Genomic DNA, 21,180 nt, shown 5'->3' on the forward strand with positions numbered 1-21,180 from the left:
TCTAGGTCAACCCTGAATGAAAATTGACATCAATCGCTAAAAATCATCTTAATCTTAATTAGTTAGGGGAACAGGCGCTCATCACCTCCGTTGCGGTCATAACCAGGTGGCTTGAACCTCTGCCTGGCGGTCCGGGTGCAAGTCCCGCCGGCGCCGGGTTGGGCTCGGCGGGGCTTCATCAGAACGGTTGTTCCATATAACCGGCGCGAGCGCCCCATGACACGATGATTGTGCAGACGTGCCGCATCGCCAATCATAGCCGTGGCCTGCGGAGGGTTCGCTTCGGCGTCATAAAACGCTGCAGTGCGATTATCGTCTCCATTGAGCCCGACTGCCTCACGCTGCAGCAGAGCTTGCAAGTCACGGCAATCAATCCATATTCCTCGATAATCAAACATGGCATATGCCGTTTCCGATTGATCATTGGGCTACGTCAGATCCCGGCAAGGTGAACCGCTTGGCGAAATGGCACCTGCAGGAGCACATCGCGGTTTTCGCCTCTGACGACGATATGGCAGCCGAGGCACAGCCGGCCCTCCACAACCTCCGCCGCCATAATCGATCGCGCGAACTTGACTGTCATGTCCCGCGCCGCATCTGTGCCAGGCAGCTCGTGACCCTCGTCGTCTTCTAAGACTGTGCCGCACTCATGCAGGTCAAAATAGTATTGGGGCATGTGTAAATAGAGCACGTCTACCGGGCCCTTTCCATAGCAATAGATCAGGCGGTCAGTCGCAACTATCCCCTCTCCACTGCTGCTCCCGCGCCTGTGCTTGGCTCACTCCTCGGGTGGCGTAAACAGGCTGAGAATGTTTGGTCGGGCAATTATCGCACCGCCTTGGCCGAGACCGACGATGCTCCATGTAGTTCGGCGACAGAAGCGCCTCCATGACCGGCCTGTGGACCTGCCTCGACTAGGTTGCGGGCTAGGCCCCGTGTTAGCAACCGGATGTGACGCCAGACATTTACGTACCGTGCCGCGCTTCTTTTTACACATCTTCGACAACAAGGAGTTGAGCGACCTGGAAGGTCACGAATGCGCGACCGTCGCTGCCGCACGTAACCGGGCGATCGCCGAAGCTCGCGAGCTCGCCGCCGCCGACGTCAAAAGCGGCCACCTAAACCTCGGGCACCGGATCGTGGTGAAGGACGAATATGGCGATGTGCTTTTCGTCGTTACGTTCCGCGACGCGGTCTCGATTAGCTATTGAGGCTGTGCCTGACGCCGCATAATGCGCGGCGCGTTCCACCGCCGTTCTAATTTCGAGATAAATCCAGGCTGAGGCTCGCGCGGACCGCACCGAGGATATGAAGTGACTTCTCCAGCGTGGCCTGCGTATCGCCAAGCTCAGCGCCCGTGGCCTCCTTCGCGTCGATCGCCACGCTAACAATCTCCACCGCATCCTCCACGCTGATCGAGGAGCGGGCGACCAAGCCATGGATCAGGCTTTCCACTAGCAGCATGGCAGACTGACCATGGGCGTCTGGCTCGCGCTGCGCCTCGCTCGGGACTCGCGAGGCATTATCATTGGAAACGTCGGTCATGGCGAAAACTCCAGTCAGGCGAGAGCGCAATGTCTCTCAGCCGCCGGAGCCTGAAGATCCGCCGACGATGTGTTTGAGTAGGACGGCTTTCCCGCGAAACCATCAACCATATCAACTTTCAACTATAACTTTGGACAATATGTTAAAATAGTAACCTGTGTTACGCGTCGAGAATGGAAAATCGATTCATCGACAAGCTGGGCGCGCTGGCCAACCTCAGCGGGAAAGATGTTGCTGTACTGACTGCGGCGACTTCGGCGCCGCGCAGAGTGGCGGCGAGGCAGGATCTAATCCGGGAGGGCGATCGGCCGGGCCCGGTCTTCGTGATGCTCGAAGGGTGGGCATGCCGCTACAAGATTCTGCCCAGCGGTACCCGCCAGGTGTTGGCCTACCTCATGCCCGGAGACGCGTGCGATCTCCATGTCGGCCTGCTCGCGGAAATGGATCACAGCATACAGACCGTCACGCCCGCGCTGGTGGCCACGGTCGGGCGCGAGGACATGGACAGGATCATGGATGATCACCCCGCGGTAGCGAGGGCGATGTATCGGGGGCAGCTTATCGACGAGGGTACAATGCGGGCCTGGATCACCAGCATGGGCCGGCGCAGCAGCATCGAACGCGCTGCCCACCTGATGTGCGAACTGTATCTCCGCGCCCGGAACATCGGTCTCGCGGACGAGGTCAGCCTCAAGTTGCCGCTTTCGCAGCTGCTGCTGGCCGACTCTCTCGGCATGACGCCGGTCCATCTAAACCGGGTCCTGAAAGAGCTTCGCATGCACGGTGCCATGACCCTGCAGCGTGGCAGCCTCCTCATCACAGACACCGGCAAGCTCGTTCAGATCGCGGGGTTCGACGAGAACTACCTTCATCGTCGGCTGCGAAGCGCAGCCTAGACGGTCGCACTGGCCCGCTGCTCCTGAGATTTCGGACGCATATTCCGTTACTTATCGCGCCTGAGTGCGAAAACAGTGATCCATGTTGCACATCCCGCCATATTACTCCCCTACAGAGCCAACGTCTCAGCGCTGTAGTTGCGGCGGCAAAGGGACGCCTGCTCCCTCAAAAAATGGGTGAGCTTAATGCTTCAATCCCGGCCTTTTAGCCTAGCGCCGCTACTTGCCAAGCTGTCTCTCTGTTCGACATTTACTCAGGAAGAGGGTGCCGCGGTGCTTGCTCTGCCTGTACGCGCGGAGACCGTGCCGGCCGGCGCCTACCTCATACAGGAAGGGGAACCGCCCGAGAATGCCTGCTTGCTGCTATCCGGGGCCGGATGTCGCGAGAAGACTGCGAACCTGGGATCGCGGCAGATCCTGGCCGTGCATTTCCAAGGCGACCTTCTCGGCTTCGATTGCGTATTGCTCCAAACGGTCGATTATAGCGTCCGGAGCCTCTCGCTATCGGACGTCGCGTTCGTGTCCAATCAGGCCCTGCTCGACCTTGCGTTTCAGTATCCGAACGTCGGTCGAGCGCTTTGGCGCGAGACGCTGGTCGAAGCTTCGATCGCACGCGAGTGGATAGCCAACGTCGGACAGCGGGATGCTCGCCAGCGCATTTCACATCTGATTTGCGAAGTGGCGTTACGCCAAGCACGCGTGGAGCAACGGGAGAAGCTGACGATCCAATGGCCGTTTAGCCAAGAGCAGGTCGGCGACGCGACCGGGCTGACGCCCGTCCACGTCAATCGGACGATCCACGGTTTGATGTCTTCCGGTTTGATCGAAACAGACTTGAGTTCGATCACCATTCTCAATTGGCAGGCCTTGCAGGATGCCGGTCATTTCAGCCCGACCTATCTGAACCTTCAGTAAAAACCCAGGTCGCCAGGGATCTCTATCACGATTGATATCACGTATATTGGCAACTCTTCTTTGGACCGCTGACGAAGTGGTATTTACCCGTGGCGTGCTTGACGATGCTGGTGGTTAGGCATTTCGTGGAGCGTGCTTTTGCGGCACGGCGACGAGCAGGCGCGGTATGCAAAGCGGTAGCGGTCAGGGGCAACGATTCGCCTCGCGGCATCCCCCCGATACGACGGCGACAGCGTGCAGCCTACCGGGGCGCCAATTTCAGGGCGCCTTACGCATTGGGGAAGGCGGCGGATCGCGGTCACGCGAATTCTCTGTAACCGGCCCCTGCGACCCTCGCCGTGTGGGCACTGTATTCCACGCCAAATAGCCAAAAAGCGCTAGGCCAACTAAACTAAGAAACGCTATCGCTGCGTATATGCATGTGCCGGCGAAACCCGGGCGCTCAGTTTGTGGTCCATCCGACATTGACGCGCCTTAATTGAGTTTCATTAGGCAACGCCTAGGCAGCTAAATGTCTACCGCCTCTATTTAGCTGCGCTCACTCGGTGAACCGGTCGTACTGCCACTTCACTTCTCCGCGCGTTCAATCTGACACGTTCAGGAGTTTACCATCGGTGACGAGAACCAACCGGCTAAGCCAGGTGACGAGAAAAGCGGACTAGCTCATCAGTCGAGATGGCAAACGATGAGAGCGCCGATCCATCCCCGATATTCAACGGCGGAACCAGCGCGAAAAGAGGCCCGGAGGCACCCCAGCCCGCGGCAATGTCCATAGCGAGAAAGGCGACGGGCCTGAGTAGCCGGCACCAGAAGCACATCCGAGCTAGGGCGGGTATTTGCCGGAAAGCGGCCCGTCGTTATCGAGGCGAAGGCTTGTCGCTAAGGCATCTCACCGCGGGGTTTACGATAGCTTATGTCGATCGCGCTTGGGAGGCGGCCCGCTTCGGCTGAGGCTCTCCACCGGGCAGCGTTGACGAGCAACCAGCACATACGCAAAGCGATCGAACGTGTCGGTCGGACCGCCCGCAAAGCCGACCCGCGTTGCGAAATTTAGGCCTAGGCAAGGGCCGAGGAGGTCGGCACGATACCATTGCCGCCGACGGTCCTGAACATAGATCGTATCGCGATCGACTGCCTCCCAGTTGTAAATCCCACCGTGGTTCACGAACGGGATGCTGGCTTGCTGAGGCGGCGGTTCGTGGGGCGCGGCAATCGCAGCAACGGAAGCAGAAAGGGCAACGGCGGAGGCGAGAATGAATATTTTCATATGAATGACTTAGGCGCGGTTTGCTGAACACCAGCTTGCCGACTAATCATGGGAAGGATTGAGACGTTTAAGCTTTTCGGAGACGCATCGATTCACCTAGTCGGCGGAGGTTGTGGTGCCTCGCTACGCAATCCTCAGCAAGTTCGCGGAACCATAATTCTGCTCCCCAGCAAGTCAGTTCGCTGCAGCCTCCGCTGACCCTCCGTCGTGCAGGAATAGTTGGGATACTCACCGCCCTGGTGCCGGGGACATCAGCGCACGCGAACAAGCGGCCGCTTCGGGATCGGCGCAAACGCTACTGAACGGCTTAGAGTGGGCGCTTGGTTGCCGACCAGCGATCCCCCGGACCGTCTCTCTGTGGTTGCTGGCTCGACCCAGTTGCAGACATTCAGCGCGGTTCTTCGAGTTCCCAATTGCGGACGTTCAGCACTGCTGGTCCGTATCCGGAACCGGACGCCCGTTCATGTGAGAATATCGCCCGCTCCTGTGCCCAAATCCGCCCTGCGCTTAGGCACGCGTCCATGTGGAGACGCCAGTCCGTCAATGCCCAGGCAAACGGCTGTTACGTGGAGATCTCTTCGTGCGGAAGCTTAAGCTCGAAAAGGGCGCCATGGGGGTGGAGGGACGTGTGGGAGATGCTCGCACGGTTTCTGGCGGCAAGTGTGCTGGCTATGAAAAGACCCAGACCCGAACCTGGCTGGCCGTAGCGTGGAGCGGTACCCCTGCCCAAGCGCCTTTGGAAGAGGAAGGGCCGGAACTCCTCCGCCACGCCGGGACCATTGTCAGTTATGGTGACCGACACCGCGCCATCCGAGCAGACGCATCGCGCCGTCACCTGGCCATTAGCGGGGCTGAACTTGATGGCGTTTGCGATGAGATTATCGCAAATCTGGCCTATCGCTATCGGATCGAAGATCGCCCACGCCGGTGTGGCTTCAAGAACGAGCGCCAGCGACACGCAAGCGCTCTCGGCACTTGGACTCGCACGCTCAACCGCCGCCGCCACGTGCAGACGCATGTCTTCAAGCAAGGAAGGCGTGCTAGAATCTTGCTCCGCATTGTGCGCCAGCAATAATCGACGCACCAGTTCCAGCATCGATCGGATGCTGGGCTGGCTATCCCGCAATACCCGGACCGGTAGAGTTGGATTCGAGGCGGATTTCTCGATGGTAAGCTCGAAGAGGTTGTAAAGGCCGAGCAACGGGCTTTGCAGATCGTGCGCGGTGATGGCCATTAACTCATCGAGTTGCTGTTTGCGCGATTCGAGCTGACGGGCCTGCGCATGGATTAGCTGGCGCTGCAGATAATCGCGTTCTCGCGCGCTGTGAATCAGCCATCCGCCGGCGATCCCGACCACGGTCGCGAGCGACGCATTGGTCGCCGCCACCAGCTTCTCATATTCCGAAACCGGGGCGCCTTGGATCGCGATGATGTACAGTAGCGTGGCCGATCCCAGGATGATGAGTAACGTCCGCAGCGGAAAGACGAATAGGATCGCCAAGGCTAGCACCATCAAGGAATAACCGCTCACCAGCCGGCCGTGCATCGCAAGGGATGCGGTTGCCGCGATGGCCATTCCCAAGCCAAATAGGACCGAAAAGATCGCAAGGGCATTTTGATGGAGCGGGCGACTTAGCCAGGAGGGCCGTCTGGCCGCGACGAGCAGCAACGCTGCCTCAACCGGCACGCTGGCCAGGCAGATGGTCGTATCCGTTTCCCACGGCCCGACCAGACCAAGGTAAATCTCGAACGTCAGCTGGAGCAGGCCCAGCGATGCGGCGAGCGCCAATCGGCGAAGGTTGATGTGCGCCGCGACCTGGCTGAATGGCACGGCAGCCTCAGCGTCGGGATCATAGTCGAAGACGCGCCCCAGAGCGGCACCGATCGCCCCCATCAGGAGGGCTGCCGGAGACGGTCGGCAGAAACATTGTCGGCAAAGCGTTCCAGCGCGCGCAGACTGTCGAGGCCGAGCTTGATCTTAAGGCGGTCGCGGTAGGTGCCCACGGTCTTCGGGCTGAGTGAGAGGGTGCGCGAAATCGCGGCGAGATCCAGCCCGTCGGCTATCAAAGCGAGAACCTGCCGCTCCCGCATCGAAAGCGCGGCTACGCCCTCTGCGCGAGGCATTCCACCGCCGATTTCGCGCATGAGTTGCGCCTGCACTTTCGGGGCGACCGCTATGTCTCCTCCCGCGATCAGATGAAGTGCCTGTTCGACGTTGCTCAGTGGTTCGTTCTTGGAGATATAACCTTTGGCGCCCGCGCGTATCGACAGCTGGGCATAGGTGAGTTCGTCGTGACTGGAGTAGACCAGGATGCGAGCGCGAGAGACTGTCGTCAAATCTTCGATCATGGAAATTCCGTCGCGCCCGCCCATGACGAGATCAGCGATGATGAAGTCCGGCTGGTGGGCTTCGGCCTGAGCAAGCGCGTCCGCCGCCGTCGTTGCCTCGGCACAGATTGCGAAGCAGGCACTGCCGTCAAGCAGCAGCCTCAACCCGTAGAGCAGTACGGGGTGATCATCGATGATCAGCAGGCGAAACGGAGTGGTCGTCATGAGCTGTCCAGGATGAGCGATAGCATATTGAACGAGGAAAATGATTTGCTTGTAGGGCACTGCCCTACGTCCGTTCGTCGCGGCCCCTCTATTCGATGCTGAAGCTGTTCGAGGTGCAATCGGGCAGCTTGTCCATTGCAGCCGTCAGCAGGCGGTCTTGGGGGTTCGGGCAATTAGGCGGGGTAGACGACGGGGTCGGTCAAGCACGAACGATTATACCGCGTCCATCCACGTCGGGGTGCCCGGACCCGCGGTCCTGTTCAAAGGGGAGAATCTCATGGTTAAATCTTATGCGATCGCACTTGCGTTTGTCTTCGCATCACCGGCTTTAGCCGCGTCGATAGACGGCACCTGGAAGGTGGACGTCAAATCCGCCCAATTGCCGTCGAAGCCGACCTCCTACCTCGTCAAGGATGGCACCTATCATTGCAGTTGCGTGCCGCCGACCACGATCCCGAGCGACGGCAAGTTCCACAAACTCACCGACCGGCCTTATTACGATGAGATGGCGGTCACCATAGTCGATGCGCGCTCGCTCAAGTCGGTGATGCGCAAAAACGGCAAGGTCGTCAGCGAACTGACCCGCACCGTATCTGCGGACGGCAAGACCGCGACGACCAGCTTCGTCGATCGCACGGCCACCAATGGCACAGCCGTCACCGGCCGGAGCGTGATGCGACGCGTGGGGGCGGCGCCGAAGGGAGCACATGCTTTTTCCGGTGCGTGGGTCGAGACCAACGACGCGGATGTGTCCGACAGTGGCCTGACTGTCACTTTCGGCACCAAGGGTGACATGGTGACGTTCAAATCCCTCCAGGGCGCAGCCTATACAGCCAAGCTGAATGGTCCCCAGGCGCCGGTCACAGGCGACCCGGGGTGGACCGGCGTGAGGCTCAAGGGCACGCCGACTTCGTTCGTGGAGACCGATTTGCTTGGCACCGAAGTGATGAGCGTCATGACGCTCGTTCTTGCCCCCAACGGGAAGAGCTTGAGGATCAAGACCGAGGATAAGAAGCGCGGCACGACCACAAGCTATACCGCGTACAAGATGTGACAGCGGGCCGAGGAGGGGATTTGCTGCTCCTCGGCCAGTCCCTGCGCAGGCTGGCCCAAGGGCGTATCGGACCCACAAGCAGACGTTCAGCGGCAACTTAGCGCTTCCCGAAAGCGGCCATTTGTTCATCTCGGCTAAATAGCCGCCATCGGGGCCTACGACGCGTAGGCTTAACGGCGCAGAGTGATGGTGAGCGGACACTGCAGCGGCCATGCGACGGTGACACTATAGCCCCAGGCGGCGCCTCGTTCGCTGCCACCAACTTGGTAGCTTGATCGCCAGCCAACCGGTGCCTCCGAGTCTTGCAGCAGGCTGATCCGCAAAAAGGATTCCGAGCACTTCCTTGTTCAAGCCGTGCGGGATAGGGATCGTCCTCGAACCCGAATGCTGAAGCATGCCATCGATTGAAACGGCGACAGTCTGCGCGGTTGCCCATACAACTAGATGGTCCGCGGCCCATTCTACCTGACCAAGCGGGCAGTTATCAGGCCCGCCGCACGGAAGCAGTGTCACCGTCGATCGAGCAGGAACCTCGAACTCCTCTGCCCACGGCTCCAGCCAGAGGAGCATCGTGCCGGGCCCCGGATTGGAAAGGCTCCACAGGTGATCAGCACTCCACATCTGGATAGCATTTCAGAAGGCCGAAATGTCCGCAACTGGGCGAAAGCCGGCGGCCAGCTCGAGGCAGTGCAGACCCATACTCGGCCATTCAGTCCCTTTATCTGGCTTCCATAAACCAGCCATTGGCTCATCTCGGCGAAAGGCCAACTTGGCAGCCGAATGGGGACCGCTGGGAGGTGAGCGGACGTCCGTCAGTCGTCTATTTCGAGGCGGATGCAAGCGCGGAACACGCCATCTTCGGTGTCCTGTCGATGCCAGATCTCGACGACCTTGTGATGTACGAAATAGCCCGGTGGGGTATCGCGGGCCAAATATTCGCCGACACGGGGCAGAAACTCGAACTCCGCAGTGAAAAGCGGTTCTAGCGCGTCTTTGTCATCGAAGGCTTCTACGGTGGGCACGTGAGATGCTACGCCAGCACGTAGATGTCCGCAATCGGCAGAGGCCGACTGGCAGCTTCGGGGCAGTGAAGACCCATTTTCGGACGTTCAGATGTGTTCCGCCGCTTTCCAGAAGCGGACGCTCGTTAAGCCAGAAGGCGTGACAGCTTTGCGCTCCAGGTGTGCCGTTCAGCGCGTCGAATGGCGAACCCGAGAGCTGCCGTTCGTTCTTACCCCCCAGTACCAAGAGGGCGTTGGTCGTGAGCGACTGATCTGACCACTCGCGCGGCAAACTGGCGGCCGAGCGGTCCTATTTGGGCGTCGGATGCCGACGTATCGCCGCAGCTCATTCGTCCGAGCCCGAGCTGTTGGCGATAGAGTTGGTGATCTCTCCCAGGAGCGAGGAACTTCATCGGAAGCGGTCATCTAAGCCTTTAGGTCGATAGGTTCACTGGGCATAATTCATGACAGTGCGATCGTCCCTTTCACAATTTTGGATATTGTGAAAATCGTGATAAAAGCTGACGCGATGGAGGAATTGCTCGTGCTAGCTCCTGGGATCGCCGACCAACTCGATGACATTCTCGGTCGCGCACCAAGGCGGTTGCTCGATGCGGTCGTGGCCTGCGGAAAGTCTCAGGGGGGCCAAGGCGGGCCGCTCCTTTTGGCCGCCAAGAACGACGTGCTCCGTCAGCTGGCTGAGGCGGAGGGAAGCGCGCCAACCGCTGAGACGCAACGCGCTCGCATCAAGCAGGTAAATGATGCAGCGAGGCTACTGGGCGTGCAGCGTTACGGGGGGCGGACGCCCTTTACCCTGCGCTCACGCAAGTTCGCCTTCGAGCTGAGCTTCGATGCCGACTGGGAAAAGGCGAGGGCTCGGCAAAGGGCGGGCGTGCAGGCCGCGCGCTCTGCAAATGAGGATTCCGGAATCCTGGTCGAGGAAATCGTGGACCCCCTGGTGTTCCGTGAGGGCACCGGCAGCGAGCTAGGGCAGCGAAGGTTGGTCCAGATTTTCCTGTCGCATGCTCACGAGAGCGAAAAAATCGAGGCCATCGTCAAGGAATTCGCGGCTGACCTCGAGCGCAAGCTTCGCCACCTCCCTTACAAATATAAGGAGCTGTTCGATATCCGTCTGTGGGCTGATCATTTATCGATGAAAGGAAACCGGCACTTCGAAGCCCAGACCGACAAGGAATGTAAAAGGTCAGAGATTGCAATCTTCCTGCTCAGCGATCGCTGGTACGACAGCGCACAATGCAAGCGCGAGTCGATACATTTCAGCGCCGATGGGCCAGCCGGAAATCGCTTTTTGCTAATTCAATCCTCCGGTTCGTTTTCTCACGGCGATCCCAGATTTGCCAACGTCCCATGCTTCCCCATGATGTGGCAGCCAGACGTGCCCAACCTTCTCACGGTATGGAACCTGTCGATCGCCGAGCGCGATGCCTTCGTGAACCGCGTGCGTGACGAGATCTGTTCGGCGCTGGAGGAATACCTCATTCCGGCGAAGCACGCGCGCGCGTCCAATCTGGAGATGAGGTCGCAGCTCCTGAACAGGCCCCAGCTTAACCACTACGAGATAGTGGTCGAGCAGGATAACGCCGAGGATCCCTACTTAACGCCGAAGGAAGGCGGCGGCGACGCGGTCGATGGCATCGACCTGCTCATTCGTTGGGCATGCAGTAGCTTGGCCAAAAATCGCGTCTTTGCCCTCCTGGGGAGTTTCGGGTCCGGAAAGACAACGACGAGCCAGCTTTTCGTCCGCCGACTTATCGAGAAAAGGGACCAGGAATGCGACGAGGCAGCGCCCGTTCCGATCTATCTCGACCTGCGCCGGTTGAACGCGATTTACGATCGGCACGGCGAGCCCCCATCACTAGCGGCGCTCGTTCGCGCGTCGCTCCATCCCGATATCCGTGACCAGATCGATGCCGACCAGTTGCTCAACTTCCTGCGCACGGAGCGGTGTATCGTCGTCTTCGACGGGTTGGACGAAGTGGGCACGCGCATCGGGGTGGAGCGCCTGTCCGCGCTATACCGGACCATGCTCGAGCTGATCCCGGCGCGCGCATGGCTGGCCGACAGAGCGCTGAAGCGCGTCGACTGGGAGGAATGTCCGACCCGCATTCTGCTGACGTGCCGGACGCATTTCTTTCGCGATTTTGCAGAGCAGGAGAGCATCCTTCGCGACCGAGACCGAATGGCAGGGCTGCAGCGGGTCCAGGGTCACGATCCCATCCGGACGATCTACATGGCGCCCTTTACGCCCGAGCAGATCCAGTCATATTTCCGTAAGAGCCTTGGCACGAAAGAGGGCGAAGCGGCTTTCGCGTCAATTGCGGCGCTGCACGATCTCGCCGGCCTCGCCAAGAGGCCAATCATGGCCCGTTACATTAGCGAGATTGCCGGAGATCTGATCGATGACATAAACGCCGGCCGGCCGGTGAACGTGGCGCGCATTTACGGGCACCTGTTTAGGCGCGCCCTTGAGCGAGACCATGACAAAAGACCGATCCTGAAATTCGCCGACCGGCAGATGCTGCTCGAGCATCTGGCGGAGCAGCTCTACCGAAATCGAAGGCCATCGATCTCGGCGGACGCGCTGGATTTTTGGTTCGATGACTATGCTGAGAACGTGGCGGGTATCCGGTCGGTGCTGCGATCCCATATCGACGCGCGCGGCCTACTGCAGACGGAACTGCGTAATGCCAGCTTGCTAGTGAGGTCAGCCGAGGATGCCTTCAGCTTCGTCCACACCTCCTTCTATGAATATTTTCTCGCTAGGCGCCTGCTTAACCGCCTGATGCGGTGCGACCAGGAGCAGGAGTGGCCGCATGTCAGCGATGAGACCTGTGACTTCATCTATGATCTTGTTGAAATCGATGGATGCAGTCGGCTCTTCGAGCAGACCGTGTCAACGTCTGTTCAAGGAGAGTTGGCTGTGGAATTGTCCTCCCAATTGATCATCGCAAAACGCCGGCATCTCGCTCGGTTGCGGAAACGGCGCGACGCCCTCCAGAAGCAGGATCCGATAAATCGCTAGGATTGAGACGGGCGGCGCTGTGCAATATTCGTCGTGAGGGGCCGAGGCTGGGGATTTAGTTCCCAAGCACCGCGGGACCGCGTCCGTTTCTCAGATCGTAATCTCAAGAGGCGAAAGGCAGCTGTCGGACCAGGATCAGACGTAGCTCACGCCGTCCGGCATCTGACCGCAAGTGCGGCGTTAGCGGACTAACAGCTTCCCGGAAAAAATAGCTGTATGTGGACGTTCCGCGGTTAGTCTTTGCACCACTCGACCATGCCGTCTCGAAGCCAGAAGTGAGACCGGCATCCGTCATTCGCCCAGATGGACGGCCACAGCGTCGGCCGCTCATTCTGGCTCTCCCGAATGTCCCACCGAGGCTTCACCTTCGGCAGAAGCATGAGCTCGATCCTGCGTCCGCAGCCGCACGGGCAGATCAGACCAGCCGACCACAGTTCGCCGGCTTCCCGCGCCACCACGACGGTACGGTCGGGAATGACGCTCGGAAGCTCGTCGCTATCGACATAAGCCAAAGCGTAGCGCGCCGGCGGCGCCGGTCGAAACCAGCCACTCAGCCAGAAACGGACGCGGCGAAGGAGCGACCCGATCATCCGCCGAGCCCCAGGCTGGGAAGGCCGAGCAGCGGTTCCATAGCGCCAATGCCGAGGACGCTGCTCCTGGCGGCGTCGAAGTGGCCTTCCGCGAAGTGGTCTTCTTCCATCTCGGCCATGCTGAACGTAATGCGCGCATAGTTCTCGTTCGGCTCGTGACGGAACGGGAAGGCGCGCGCGACATATTCCAGCATCGCACCCGACGCGGCGCGCATGTTGAGCGCGATCACGCCCGGCGCCTCGGTGTGCGTGCCCCTGATGTATCCCTCCGCCACCTCGTCCGCATGCGCTTCCGGCGCAACGCGCTCGAGATATTCGGCGCGCAGGGATTCCGGCGTGTAGACCCCGCGGCTGCCAAGGCTCGAACGTCCAGGCTGGACGTAGTCGATACGACCAAGCACGTCCGCCACCGCCGGCTTGCCGTCGACCGTTCGACGGGTCGGAATAGTCACGCCCATGTCGATGAGCGGGATGAGATACGCCTGAGCGATCAGGTCTGCGATCTGGCGTCCCTCGGACGAGTCGACACAGCTGAAAATCACGTCTGCCTGCGACGCTGCGATCACCGCCTCGCGCGACAGGATCGTGTCGCTGATCGCGATCACTTCGACGTCGTCACGGTAAGTGACGATCGCCTTCTCGAACATCTCGACCTTCAGCAGGCCGCCAGCTGCATCGGCGAGGGTCGAGTTCAGGATGCGGTTCAGGTTCTTCCGCTCGATCCGATCAAAGTCGATGAGGATGATGCGGCCGAAGCCGAGCCTTGCCGCCTGCTCCGCCGTGATCGAGCCCGTGCCCGATACGCCGATGATGCAGGCCGTGCGCCTGCGGAGCTCCAGCGACATCCCGTCGCCGAATGCCATCGGCCTCGAGGCCTCGCGGCTGCCCGGACGATAATGGAGGATGTCGCTGCCCGCGATGCGGACGTTCATGTTGTGCCACTCGCCTCCCTGTGAATAGTACCGCGCGCGGATTGCGCCGCCAGGAACCATCACGGCTGAGCCGATCACCGCCGGCACCGAGCCGCACCAGCCGTCGAACAGATGCCGCACGACGACGCCATCGCTCGCGTCATCCGCTTCGGAGAAATCGAAGAAGCCGCCCGGATGCGAATGGATCAGCACGAGCGTCAGCCCCTCCTGCTCGGCACGGTACTGTGCATCGGAAAGCCGCTGCCCCGGCCAGACGATGAAGTCGGACCTGCGCACCGGGCACTCGTCATGCGGGACCGGCAGGACGTCGCGGACCAGCATGTTAGCATCAGACCCGTGACCCATCGAGCAGAGAAGGATGGCCGCGGCTTCGCAGCCATCCTTCGGAAGAAGGTGCGCCGCTGCCTTCGCGTGCAGCACACCCGAGAAAGCAAGGGTACGGCTCATCACTTGTCCACTTCGCGGTTCAGGGATTCTTCGATCAGGAGGAGGTGGGTGACGACGCTGTCCTTCCCGGGCACCCAAGGAGCCAGGGCACCGCGGTGGCGCGACCAGCGCTGGAAGGTGCGGCCGCCGATGCTCTCGTTGACCTGCGTCTGCGGGATCATGTGTCCGTCGAGGCGAGCGAGGTGCGGCGAGCAGTAGAACATGTCGATTTCCGCCATCGGATAGGCGGAGGGTACCTCCATCGCGATCGTCGCCACCGACAGATTGTAGCCGGCCGGCAGGTGCACGTTGCGAAGGATCAGCCAGCGGCGACCGTTCTCGATCATCGCGATCCAATCGTAGCCATGCTCGTCGAGCCGCGCATGGTCGGCCGGCAGCAGCGCGAAGTCGCGTCGGAAACCCGCCGAGACCTCCCCGTTATTGATCTCGCGCGGGGTGAGACGCAGTTTCTCGATGCCGGGCTCGCGCAGGTCGATCACGTAGTTCAGGTCGACCTGCTTCCTCTCGGTCGCCGTCTTCAGGATGATGATCCACTTCGTTTCGACATCGAAGCCCGCCTTCGCGATCGCGTCGCGGACCACGATCTCGGGCGCGTCGCTCTCGATCACCACCCCCTGCACGTTTAGCTTCCACTCCTTCGACTTGGCGTAGAGCGTCTCGACGCCCTCCGCGCGGAGGTTCACCTTGTCGCCCGGCTCGAGCAGACGGTCCGCCTCGTCGTCGCGGGTGAGGAAGATCTGCAGGCTGGCGTCGATCGCACCGAGGATGCGAAGCGCCTCCTCGGTGATTTCGGCTTCCGGCCATTCAAGCGCATGATCGTTCAGCATCAGGCGATAGGTCCGGTCCGACTTGGCGATAATCAGCTTGGACGTGGTCGCGTCCGACATGTCGACCAGCTCTTCCGGGCGGACCTCCTCGATGTCGCGGCCCGGCAGCCACTGCAGCACCACATATTCATCGTGGGGCGCGAGATTCATGGCTGCCAGCACCTGCCGTGCGGTAGGCGTGCGGTCAGTGACCGGGACCGGGCGGAAGACGAGGTCGGTGCCGGCGACGTCGACAACGTTGGCGTGGGCGGCATTCGGCGAAGTGAGGGTCTGTTCCATCATGGGCTCCTTTCACGATCGGTTTTCGATTGCATTCCTGCAACTGACGTCTCATATGGAATCGAGATTTGATAATTGCAAGAGTGAAATTGAATGCCGAATGTCGAATTTGATGCGCGGAGTTTCTACCAGGCGCTTGACACGACCCGCGCGGCCCGCCGGATGAACTGGAAGCAGGTCGCAGAGAAGTCCGGGGTCAGCGCCTCGACGCTGACGCGGATCGCACAGGGCAAGCGTCCAGACGTCGACAGCATGGCTGCGCTTGTCGCGTGGTCCGGATTGTCAGCCGACGAGTTTGTCACCGGAGAACGCCAACGCCCGGAAGCTTTGTCCCAAATCACGACGCTCTTGAACGCTGACGCTGGCCTGAACTCCGAGGGCCGGGAAGCAATGATCGGCATGGTCACAGCCGCCTATCAGCGGCTAACAGCAACATTATCGAAGACCTAGTTATAACATTTTAGAGTACCGGCTGGGTCGAATAGCCCGGTGAAGGCACACCCAACCTGCTAGGCTATAGCGCCACCTTCGGACGGCCGGCGATCTTGCCGTCAGCTTGAGTCAGCGGCAGGGAAAGCTGAGCGGGGGAGAACGAAACTCGCACGCTTACAACGGGGCTTTTTTCCGCTTTGATGATAGGTGTTTTCTCGGACTGGCTTTTGCTACGTCGTTCTTCTGCGCCTTTTTCGACGCGCCGCAGGATCGGAATAATCTCAGAATCTTTGAATTTGCCGGCCGCCTCTTGGGCTTCCTTCAGTAGCTCCTGCCAATCGTTGGTTTTGGCGAGCATGGCCTCACGGGCAAGATAGATTTTCGCACGGGCTGCCAACTCGTGTTCACCATCACGACGGAAACCCTCGATTGCTTCCGAGTAAGAAGCGCGTCCTCCGGCACCGTCTCCGTTGCGATAAGCAATCAGCCCCTTATTCGCCGCGGCGACGAGTTGTTGCACTCTGGTCGCGTCTGCCGCTTTGAATTTCGCCATAGCAGCGGCAGCCTCTTCGGTTCGATTGAGTGATGCCGCCGCGAAAGCCATTACATTCAATAGGCTGGGCAGCGTTGGTCGCAGCTCGAGGCCGCGCTGGGCAAACCGGACTGCGACCTCAAAATCCTCAATGTGGCCCGCCGTAACTGCTCCAAACTCAAATGGGCGCACCGAAAATGGGTCGTTCTCCGCCCACTGAATGCAGGCACCCGGTACGTGAGCCAATTGACCCGTCCGGAAAAGATGAAAGGCCTTTGCCTCTGCATTCTCAAAGGTAGAATCAAGGCTGCTCTCGCTCACGAGCTCTCCGCCGAGCGCAGATGTTGCCCACTCTCCCTGAGCGAGAGAGCTGCCAGTGGGGTCAGCGAGGCTTTGCGTAAACGACCGCCTCGCCTTCCTGCGATTGCCATGAACCAATTCTTCGGTCGCAATTGCGCCGGCAAGCTCGGTGATCTGCCGGGGGGGCGAGCTCGCATCAGAGAGCATTAAGCTACCAGCTTTCAGAAATCGCGAAGCCCGATCTGCAACCTGGGCAAGAGAAATTTCCGAGGCGATGAGCCACGGGTCAGTCTTCGTGGCGGAATTTCGCGCGATTATTGCGAGCGCGCGTTCCGGATCGTTTGTATGTAAAAAGAGGCGAGCCGCCGATCGAAGCACGTGCCGGTTGTTTGGTGCGAGATTGAGCGCGATCATCATCGATCGCACGGCAGCTTTCGACGAGCCGCGGATGGTTTGGTGAAGCGCAAGCTCGACCCACGCGAGCGGATCATATGGGTGGAGTTGGGTGAGGCGCCGAGGGTTGACGTGTGAAGTCGTCGGCCTGACGAAGGGTGTCGGGATATCGTCGGCGTTTCCAGTTCGAGCAAGTAGGCTTGCCGCTTGCTCCCTTATCAGCGGAGCGGCGTTCCTATCAATCGACACCAAACGACGCGCCGCTTCAACAGCGTCGCCTTCTCGGCCTTCGACTATGCTTGCTTCAACTAGTTCCGCCGCGGTTACGAGACTCGGCTCGAGGCTCCATCGCTCCAGGCTGCGCAAGAACGATGCTGATATCGATGGTGGATTGGTTGATTTGGCAACCGCGCCAATCGGGACACTGAGCTCGTTGGATCTTAGAGTGGCCGTCAGGCTCCGCCAGCGCGGAACCATCCTCCGCTGGGTCTGCCAAGGCGACGGGTTCATGCGGCAAAGCGCCCTTGTGTGCGAAGCCGGATTTCCAAGCGCTTAGCGGCCAGATCGAGGTGCGACAGATGGCGCTGCAATGAGTATTGGCTTGAGTGACCAATCGCCCTGGAGTGACCACGGCGACCGACGTCAGGATTGCACTGCTCTTGAATGAGTCGAATAACATCATCCCGAATGGCTTCATCGACCATCGGCGCTATGTCGCTCAACACTTTCGTGAACGCGTTTTGAAGATAGGGGACAACCTCTTGATACGTGCCACCCCATTGTGTTGGATGATGTTGAGGATCGAGAGCAGCCAGCAAGCTGGCAGTGACATTCACGCCAGAAAATAGGAAGCAGGCAAGATTGCCAAGCATATATAAATCGCAGCCGATGCGCCGCGGAACGAAATCTGGGTGCAAATATCCGTAGAGAAGTTCCGGCGGCGCGTACGCAGGATCGCCCGCGATCGTAAATCCGTCATGACGGACCGATTGGCCCTTCCGAGATGACCGGCCGAAATCTGCGATCTTGAAGCCATCACTACCGTAAGCGAGCACGTTCGAGGGCTTCGTGTCTTGGTGTGCGATCATCTCCTTATGAACTTGGTAGAGACCAAGAGTCACATCTTTCAGAGCCCGCATGCACCAAAGGGCGTCAAACCGTTTCGTGACGTCCATTTGGACGCGCACATCGCTGTCGGCCATCTCGAAAATCAGGTAGAAAACTCGCCCTTCCATTTGGCCGAGACCAGGAACCTGTACACTGCCATGATCAATCGCGATCACGACATTCGAGAGGCGACGGTCGCTGCAATGATCAAGGATGTCGCGCTCGTGGTTGTACGACTCGACGAGAATTCGAATAGCCTCGACTGTATCAACGCCAGGATCGAATGCCTCTGAAAAGTCGAACGCTTTTAGAAAGCCGCGCTTTTCGCCATTCGCTACTTCGTAGCTTTGAGAAAAGGTGCCGCCTGTGCCGTTTGGATTGCGGGCCAAATGCTTGGAAACTATCCAGCCGTTGTCAAGCGTCAGGCCGGTTAACTGGTCGGCAGCGGACATTGCTATTCCTTCGTCTCTGCGACGGCACTCGACATGGAAGACATCAACTGCCTACCAGCCGGGGTCAAAAAGAGAGCCCTCTTCCGAGGGTCACTTTCGTTGATTGTTTGCACGATGAGCGGATCCAATGACGATTCCGCCAAGAGCGGCTGATATCTGCCGGCGAGTGCCGCTACGTAGCGGCTGGCCGATTGCTGGGGGATTCGAAGTCTTTCTGCGAGGTCGTTGACGGATAATCCGGGCTCCATTGCTATGGTCACCAGCGCGACTAGTTGGGCTAAGCTAAGCGCATTCTGCACTTCGAGCAAAGCGTCGCGTAAGGGCGCCATTCGTTCATAGCGATCAGCCTCAGTGTTTGTACCCATAAATGGGTGGATACACTTTTCCGCACTGTAGTCAACTGCGAGCGGCCTTGCATGCATGCTGTCGGAACCAAGACCTAAGCCTTACCGGAGGCTGCGGCGCGAGTAGCGAACGGCAGTTTCTGGGCCGACCCGTGTATCGGTCGAACGACCGAATCTGAGGCGCAAAGCAGAATTGGCGGCAAGGCGCGGTGGACTAGCGATCGGCGTTCTTGCGGATGTTCTGCGCTATTCCGCCGAGGAAGCTACCGACCGCTGGAAGCCCGCAGACCGCCAATATCCCGTGGAGCAATCCGGATGTTATATAGGGCATCGGGTCATCGCGCAGTGCTCGAGCGGCTCTCGTGGCGTATCGAGCTGCTTCGGCCGCAAGACCTTGTCCAAGTTCGTCATCCAAATGGCCTGTCTTGGCGGCCGCCAACAGATCACCAAGCGTTCCGTGAAGCTGGCGAAGATACCCGACTGCCTCCTCGCGCTCATCTAGGAGTGGTGCGCCGTTACCTCCTGTATCAGACAAGCTGACGATCATTCCTTCGACTGCCGCTTGCGCCAGCGGGAGGAGATTACGCACCGCCCGCAATTTCTCCGTGCGGCTTTCGATGCCAGTCCACGCCGATGCAGCGACGGCGGTGGAATCTTGTCCCGGCAACGCTGCCATCAGCGCAGAGAACTCATCCCGCACCATCTGGACTCGAGCGGGCTTGCCGTTGACGCCTTTGATACGGGCGGTGAAGGAATCGACCGTGGGATGCGTCGTGAGAAGCTGGGGCGCTGCTCTTACGCGCCGAAGCAACTCGCGCCTGAGGTTGGGATACTGATTGTCATCCCCGATACTACGGCGACCATCTGCTGCGTTGATTAGGATCGACTGAAGACGCTCAGCCAAGAAGGCGTCGCTCCGTTGTCTGATCGAGCCTTTTCGTGACGACGCCACCCAATCCCCTGACAATCGTGCGCCGCCTGGACGCCAAAGCGCGTGTTCCGCCTGATATACAAGAATGGGGGACGGACTGATAGAGCAACGACCGGTTTCGGGTTCGCAATATGGCGTTGCAATGACCGTAATTAGGGCGCTTAGCTGTCTTCCGATGCCGTCTGAACGAACGGCCGAGAACGCGGCCTCGGCGCCGGAAAGCGGACCGTCCGTTCTCCCCCAATCTTCGCCGCTACCCGGGTCAATGATCCTACTCTCGTCGCGGTGAACGGCATGGTAGGAGGTCACGTACTACCGAACGGGGCGGACCGATTGGTCTTGCCATCCGGGAGGCACATGCCAGAATCCACCTGACCATGCGTAGCGAATTTGACCATCTGCCTGAGCGGCAACAGCGCGAACTGGAACGCGTGCGCGAGATCCTGCAGGAAGAGTTTGCTGGCGCCATTCGCACCGCCACCCAGCCGCACAAACGCGGGGGCAAAGTCTACAAGATCATCCTGTTCGGCAGCTACGCGCGTGCCGATTGGGTCGACGAACCCGATAATGGCTACCAGTCCGACTTCGATCTGCTGATCATCGTCAGTCATGAGGATCTAACCGACATCGCAGACTATTGGTATGTCGCCGAGGATCGCATCGCCCGCGATCCCGCCATCGGCCGGCCGGTCAACATCATCGTCCATTCGCTCGACGAGGTGAATAACGGTCTCAAGCGCGGCGAATATTTCTGGACTGACATCGCGCGTGACGGGATAGCGCTCTACGATATGCCCGGCCACGCGCTTGCCATGCCGATGCCGCTCACGTCGCGCGACGCCCATCGGATGGCTCAAGAGTATTTCGACTACTGGCTCCCGCTTGCCGATCACGCTCAATCGCTCTTCGGCACCAGTGTCGACAACGGAGTGCTTCGTGATGCGGCCTTCATGTTGCATCAAGCCACCGAGCGGCTCTACATCTGCTTCCTACTCGTGCGGACGCTGTATTTCCCGCGCTCGCACAACATCAAGTTCCTCCGCTCCTTGGCGGAGGACGAGGAGCCCCGTCTGGTCGAGGCCTGGCCGCGCACCACCAAGATCGATCGCGCCCGTTTCGAGCGGCTGAAGCGCGCCTACGTCGAGGCGCGCTACTCGGCCAGCTACACGATCACGCCTGAGGATCTTGAGGCGCTGGCGTCAGCCATTGCCCGGCTCCGCGATCTCGTTGCGCGCTTGTGCAACGAGCGGCTGGCCGAGCTTGAGGGTCAAGCCCCACAATAGGAAGTGCCACCGGATCCCCGGGTCGGCGCCGCTGCCCGTCGAGAACTCACCTTGACG

The 21,180-nt window shown here is 59.9% G+C and carries 20 protein-coding genes; 7 read left to right on the top strand and 13 right to left on the bottom strand.

Annotated features, from left to right (window positions below; translation table 11 throughout):
• Positions 1–433 precede the first annotated feature (433 nt).
• Positions 434–676, bottom strand: coding sequence for a DUF6894 family protein (locus tag DX905_RS16465; protein WP_116091825.1), 243 nt, complete (start codon positions 674–676; stop codon positions 434–436).
• A gap of 259 nt (positions 677–935) precedes the next feature.
• Between DX905_RS16465 and DX905_RS13595 the strand changes: the two genes are divergently transcribed.
• A complete protein-coding gene (locus DX905_RS13595; protein WP_162875640.1) occupies positions 936–1,211 on the top strand; it encodes a DUF6894 family protein in 276 nt (91 codons plus the stop codon).
• Between the two features lie 46 nt (positions 1,212–1,257).
• On the opposite strand, the gene DX905_RS13600 is transcribed toward DX905_RS13595, so the two are convergent.
• The gene (locus tag DX905_RS13600) at positions 1,258–1,545 is read right to left on the bottom strand and encodes a hypothetical protein (protein ID WP_116091827.1); all 288 of its coding nucleotides are present in this window, start codon (positions 1,543–1,545) and stop codon (positions 1,258–1,260) included.
• A gap of 173 nt (positions 1,546–1,718) precedes the next feature.
• Here DX905_RS13600 and DX905_RS13605 point away from each other — a divergent pair, with 173 nt between their 5' ends.
• Together DX905_RS13605 and DX905_RS13610 are read left to right on the top strand one after the other, a co-directional pair.
• Entirely contained in the window at positions 1,719–2,441 is a 723-nt protein-coding gene (locus tag DX905_RS13605) for a Crp/Fnr family transcriptional regulator (RefSeq protein ID WP_240320851.1), read from the top strand.
• A gap of 303 nt (positions 2,442–2,744) precedes the next feature.
• Positions 2,745–3,356 (top strand): Crp/Fnr family transcriptional regulator, encoded by a 612-nt coding sequence (locus tag DX905_RS13610; RefSeq protein ID WP_162875641.1) that lies wholly within the window; start codon positions 2,745–2,747, stop codon positions 3,354–3,356.
• A gap of 901 nt (positions 3,357–4,257) precedes the next feature.
• On the opposite strand, the gene DX905_RS16320 is transcribed toward DX905_RS13610, so the two are convergent.
• The 3 genes from DX905_RS16320 to DX905_RS13630 all read right to left on the bottom strand — a co-directional run bounded on the left by DX905_RS16320 (position 4,258) and on the right by DX905_RS13630 (position 7,176).
• Entirely contained in the window at positions 4,258–4,623 is a 366-nt protein-coding gene (locus DX905_RS16320) for a DUF6491 family protein (RefSeq protein ID WP_116091830.1), read from the bottom strand.
• 562 nt (positions 4,624–5,185) lie between these two features.
• On the bottom strand, positions 5,186–6,517 hold the full coding sequence (locus tag DX905_RS13625; protein WP_116091831.1) for a sensor histidine kinase: 1,332 nt from the start codon (positions 6,515–6,517) through the stop codon (positions 5,186–5,188).
• Positions 6,517–7,176 carry a response regulator transcription factor gene (locus DX905_RS13630; RefSeq protein WP_116091832.1) on the bottom strand — a complete coding sequence of 220 codons (660 nt, stop codon included), beginning with the start codon at positions 7,174–7,176 and terminating at the stop codon, positions 6,517–6,519. The genes DX905_RS13625 and DX905_RS13630 overlap by 1 nt, the downstream gene beginning before the upstream one ends.
• 277 nt (positions 7,177–7,453) lie before the next feature.
• Between DX905_RS13630 and DX905_RS13635 the strand changes: the two genes are divergently transcribed.
• Positions 7,454–8,230 carry a hypothetical protein gene (locus tag DX905_RS13635; protein WP_162875642.1) on the top strand — a complete coding sequence of 259 codons (777 nt, stop codon included), beginning with the start codon at positions 7,454–7,456 and terminating at the stop codon, positions 8,228–8,230.
• Between the two features lie 812 nt (positions 8,231–9,042).
• Here DX905_RS13635 and DX905_RS13640 read toward each other — a convergent pair.
• Positions 9,043–9,252, bottom strand: coding sequence for a hypothetical protein (locus DX905_RS13640; protein ID WP_116091834.1), 210 nt, complete (start codon positions 9,250–9,252; stop codon positions 9,043–9,045).
• 481 nt (positions 9,253–9,733) lie between these two features.
• Between DX905_RS13640 and DX905_RS13645 the strand changes: the two genes are divergently transcribed.
• Positions 9,734–12,274: an NACHT domain-containing protein gene (locus DX905_RS13645; protein ID WP_162875643.1), complete on the top strand. Its 2,541-nt coding sequence runs from the start codon at positions 9,734–9,736 to the stop codon at positions 12,272–12,274.
• 233 nt (positions 12,275–12,507) lie between these two features.
• On the opposite strand, the gene DX905_RS13650 is transcribed toward DX905_RS13645, so the two are convergent.
• From DX905_RS13650 to DX905_RS13660, 3 genes are read right to left on the bottom strand one after another with little or no spacing between them, the layout of a single operon-like run.
• Positions 12,508–12,864, bottom strand: coding sequence for a ubiquitination-like system serine protease family protein (locus DX905_RS13650; protein WP_116091836.1), 357 nt, complete (start codon positions 12,862–12,864; stop codon positions 12,508–12,510).
• On the bottom strand, positions 12,861–14,243 hold the full coding sequence (locus DX905_RS13655; protein WP_116091837.1) for a ThiF family adenylyltransferase: 1,383 nt from the start codon (positions 14,241–14,243) through the stop codon (positions 12,861–12,863). The genes DX905_RS13650 and DX905_RS13655 overlap by 4 nt, the downstream gene beginning before the upstream one ends.
• Positions 14,243–15,349 carry a multiubiquitin domain-containing protein gene (locus DX905_RS13660; protein WP_116092561.1) on the bottom strand — a complete coding sequence of 369 codons (1,107 nt, stop codon included), beginning with the start codon at positions 15,347–15,349 and terminating at the stop codon, positions 14,243–14,245. The genes DX905_RS13655 and DX905_RS13660 overlap by 1 nt, the downstream gene beginning before the upstream one ends.
• Before the next feature lie 93 nt (positions 15,350–15,442).
• On the opposite strand from DX905_RS13660, the gene DX905_RS13665 reads away from it, so the two are divergent.
• Positions 15,443–15,799 carry a helix-turn-helix domain-containing protein gene (locus DX905_RS13665; RefSeq protein WP_116091838.1) on the top strand — a complete coding sequence of 119 codons (357 nt, stop codon included), beginning with the start codon at positions 15,443–15,445 and terminating at the stop codon, positions 15,797–15,799.
• Positions 15,800–15,863: 64 nt separating this feature from the next.
• Here DX905_RS13665 and DX905_RS16125 read toward each other — a convergent pair whose 3' ends face one another.
• The 4 genes from DX905_RS16125 to DX905_RS13685 form a co-directional block, all read right to left on the bottom strand.
• Positions 15,864–17,027 (bottom strand): hypothetical protein, encoded by a 1,164-nt coding sequence (locus DX905_RS16125; RefSeq protein WP_205412261.1) that lies wholly within the window; start codon positions 17,025–17,027, stop codon positions 15,864–15,866.
• A gap of 485 nt (positions 17,028–17,512) precedes the next feature.
• A complete protein-coding gene (locus DX905_RS13675; protein ID WP_116091840.1) occupies positions 17,513–18,565 on the bottom strand; it encodes a protein kinase domain-containing protein in 1,053 nt (350 codons plus the stop codon).
• A 2-nt stretch (positions 18,566–18,567) separates the two neighbouring features.
• Positions 18,568–18,987, bottom strand: coding sequence for a MarR family winged helix-turn-helix transcriptional regulator (locus DX905_RS16470; RefSeq protein ID WP_116091841.1), 420 nt, complete (start codon positions 18,985–18,987; stop codon positions 18,568–18,570).
• Positions 18,988–19,123: 136 nt separating this feature from the next.
• Positions 19,124–19,813: a hypothetical protein gene (locus DX905_RS13685; protein ID WP_162875646.1), complete on the bottom strand. Its 690-nt coding sequence runs from the start codon at positions 19,811–19,813 to the stop codon at positions 19,124–19,126.
• A gap of 404 nt (positions 19,814–20,217) precedes the next feature.
• On the opposite strand from DX905_RS13685, the gene DX905_RS13690 reads away from it, so the two are divergent.
• Complete coding sequence (locus tag DX905_RS13690; RefSeq protein ID WP_116091843.1) at positions 20,218–21,123, top strand: HEPN domain-containing protein; 906 nt, start codon at positions 20,218–20,220, stop codon at positions 21,121–21,123.
• Positions 21,124–21,180: the final 57 nt, after the last annotated feature.

Origin of the sequence: Sphingomonas crusticola (assembly GCF_003391115.1) — a bacterium.
GTDB classification, from domain to species: Bacteria; Pseudomonadota; Alphaproteobacteria; order Sphingomonadales; family Sphingomonadaceae; genus Sphingomonas_I; species Sphingomonas_I crusticola.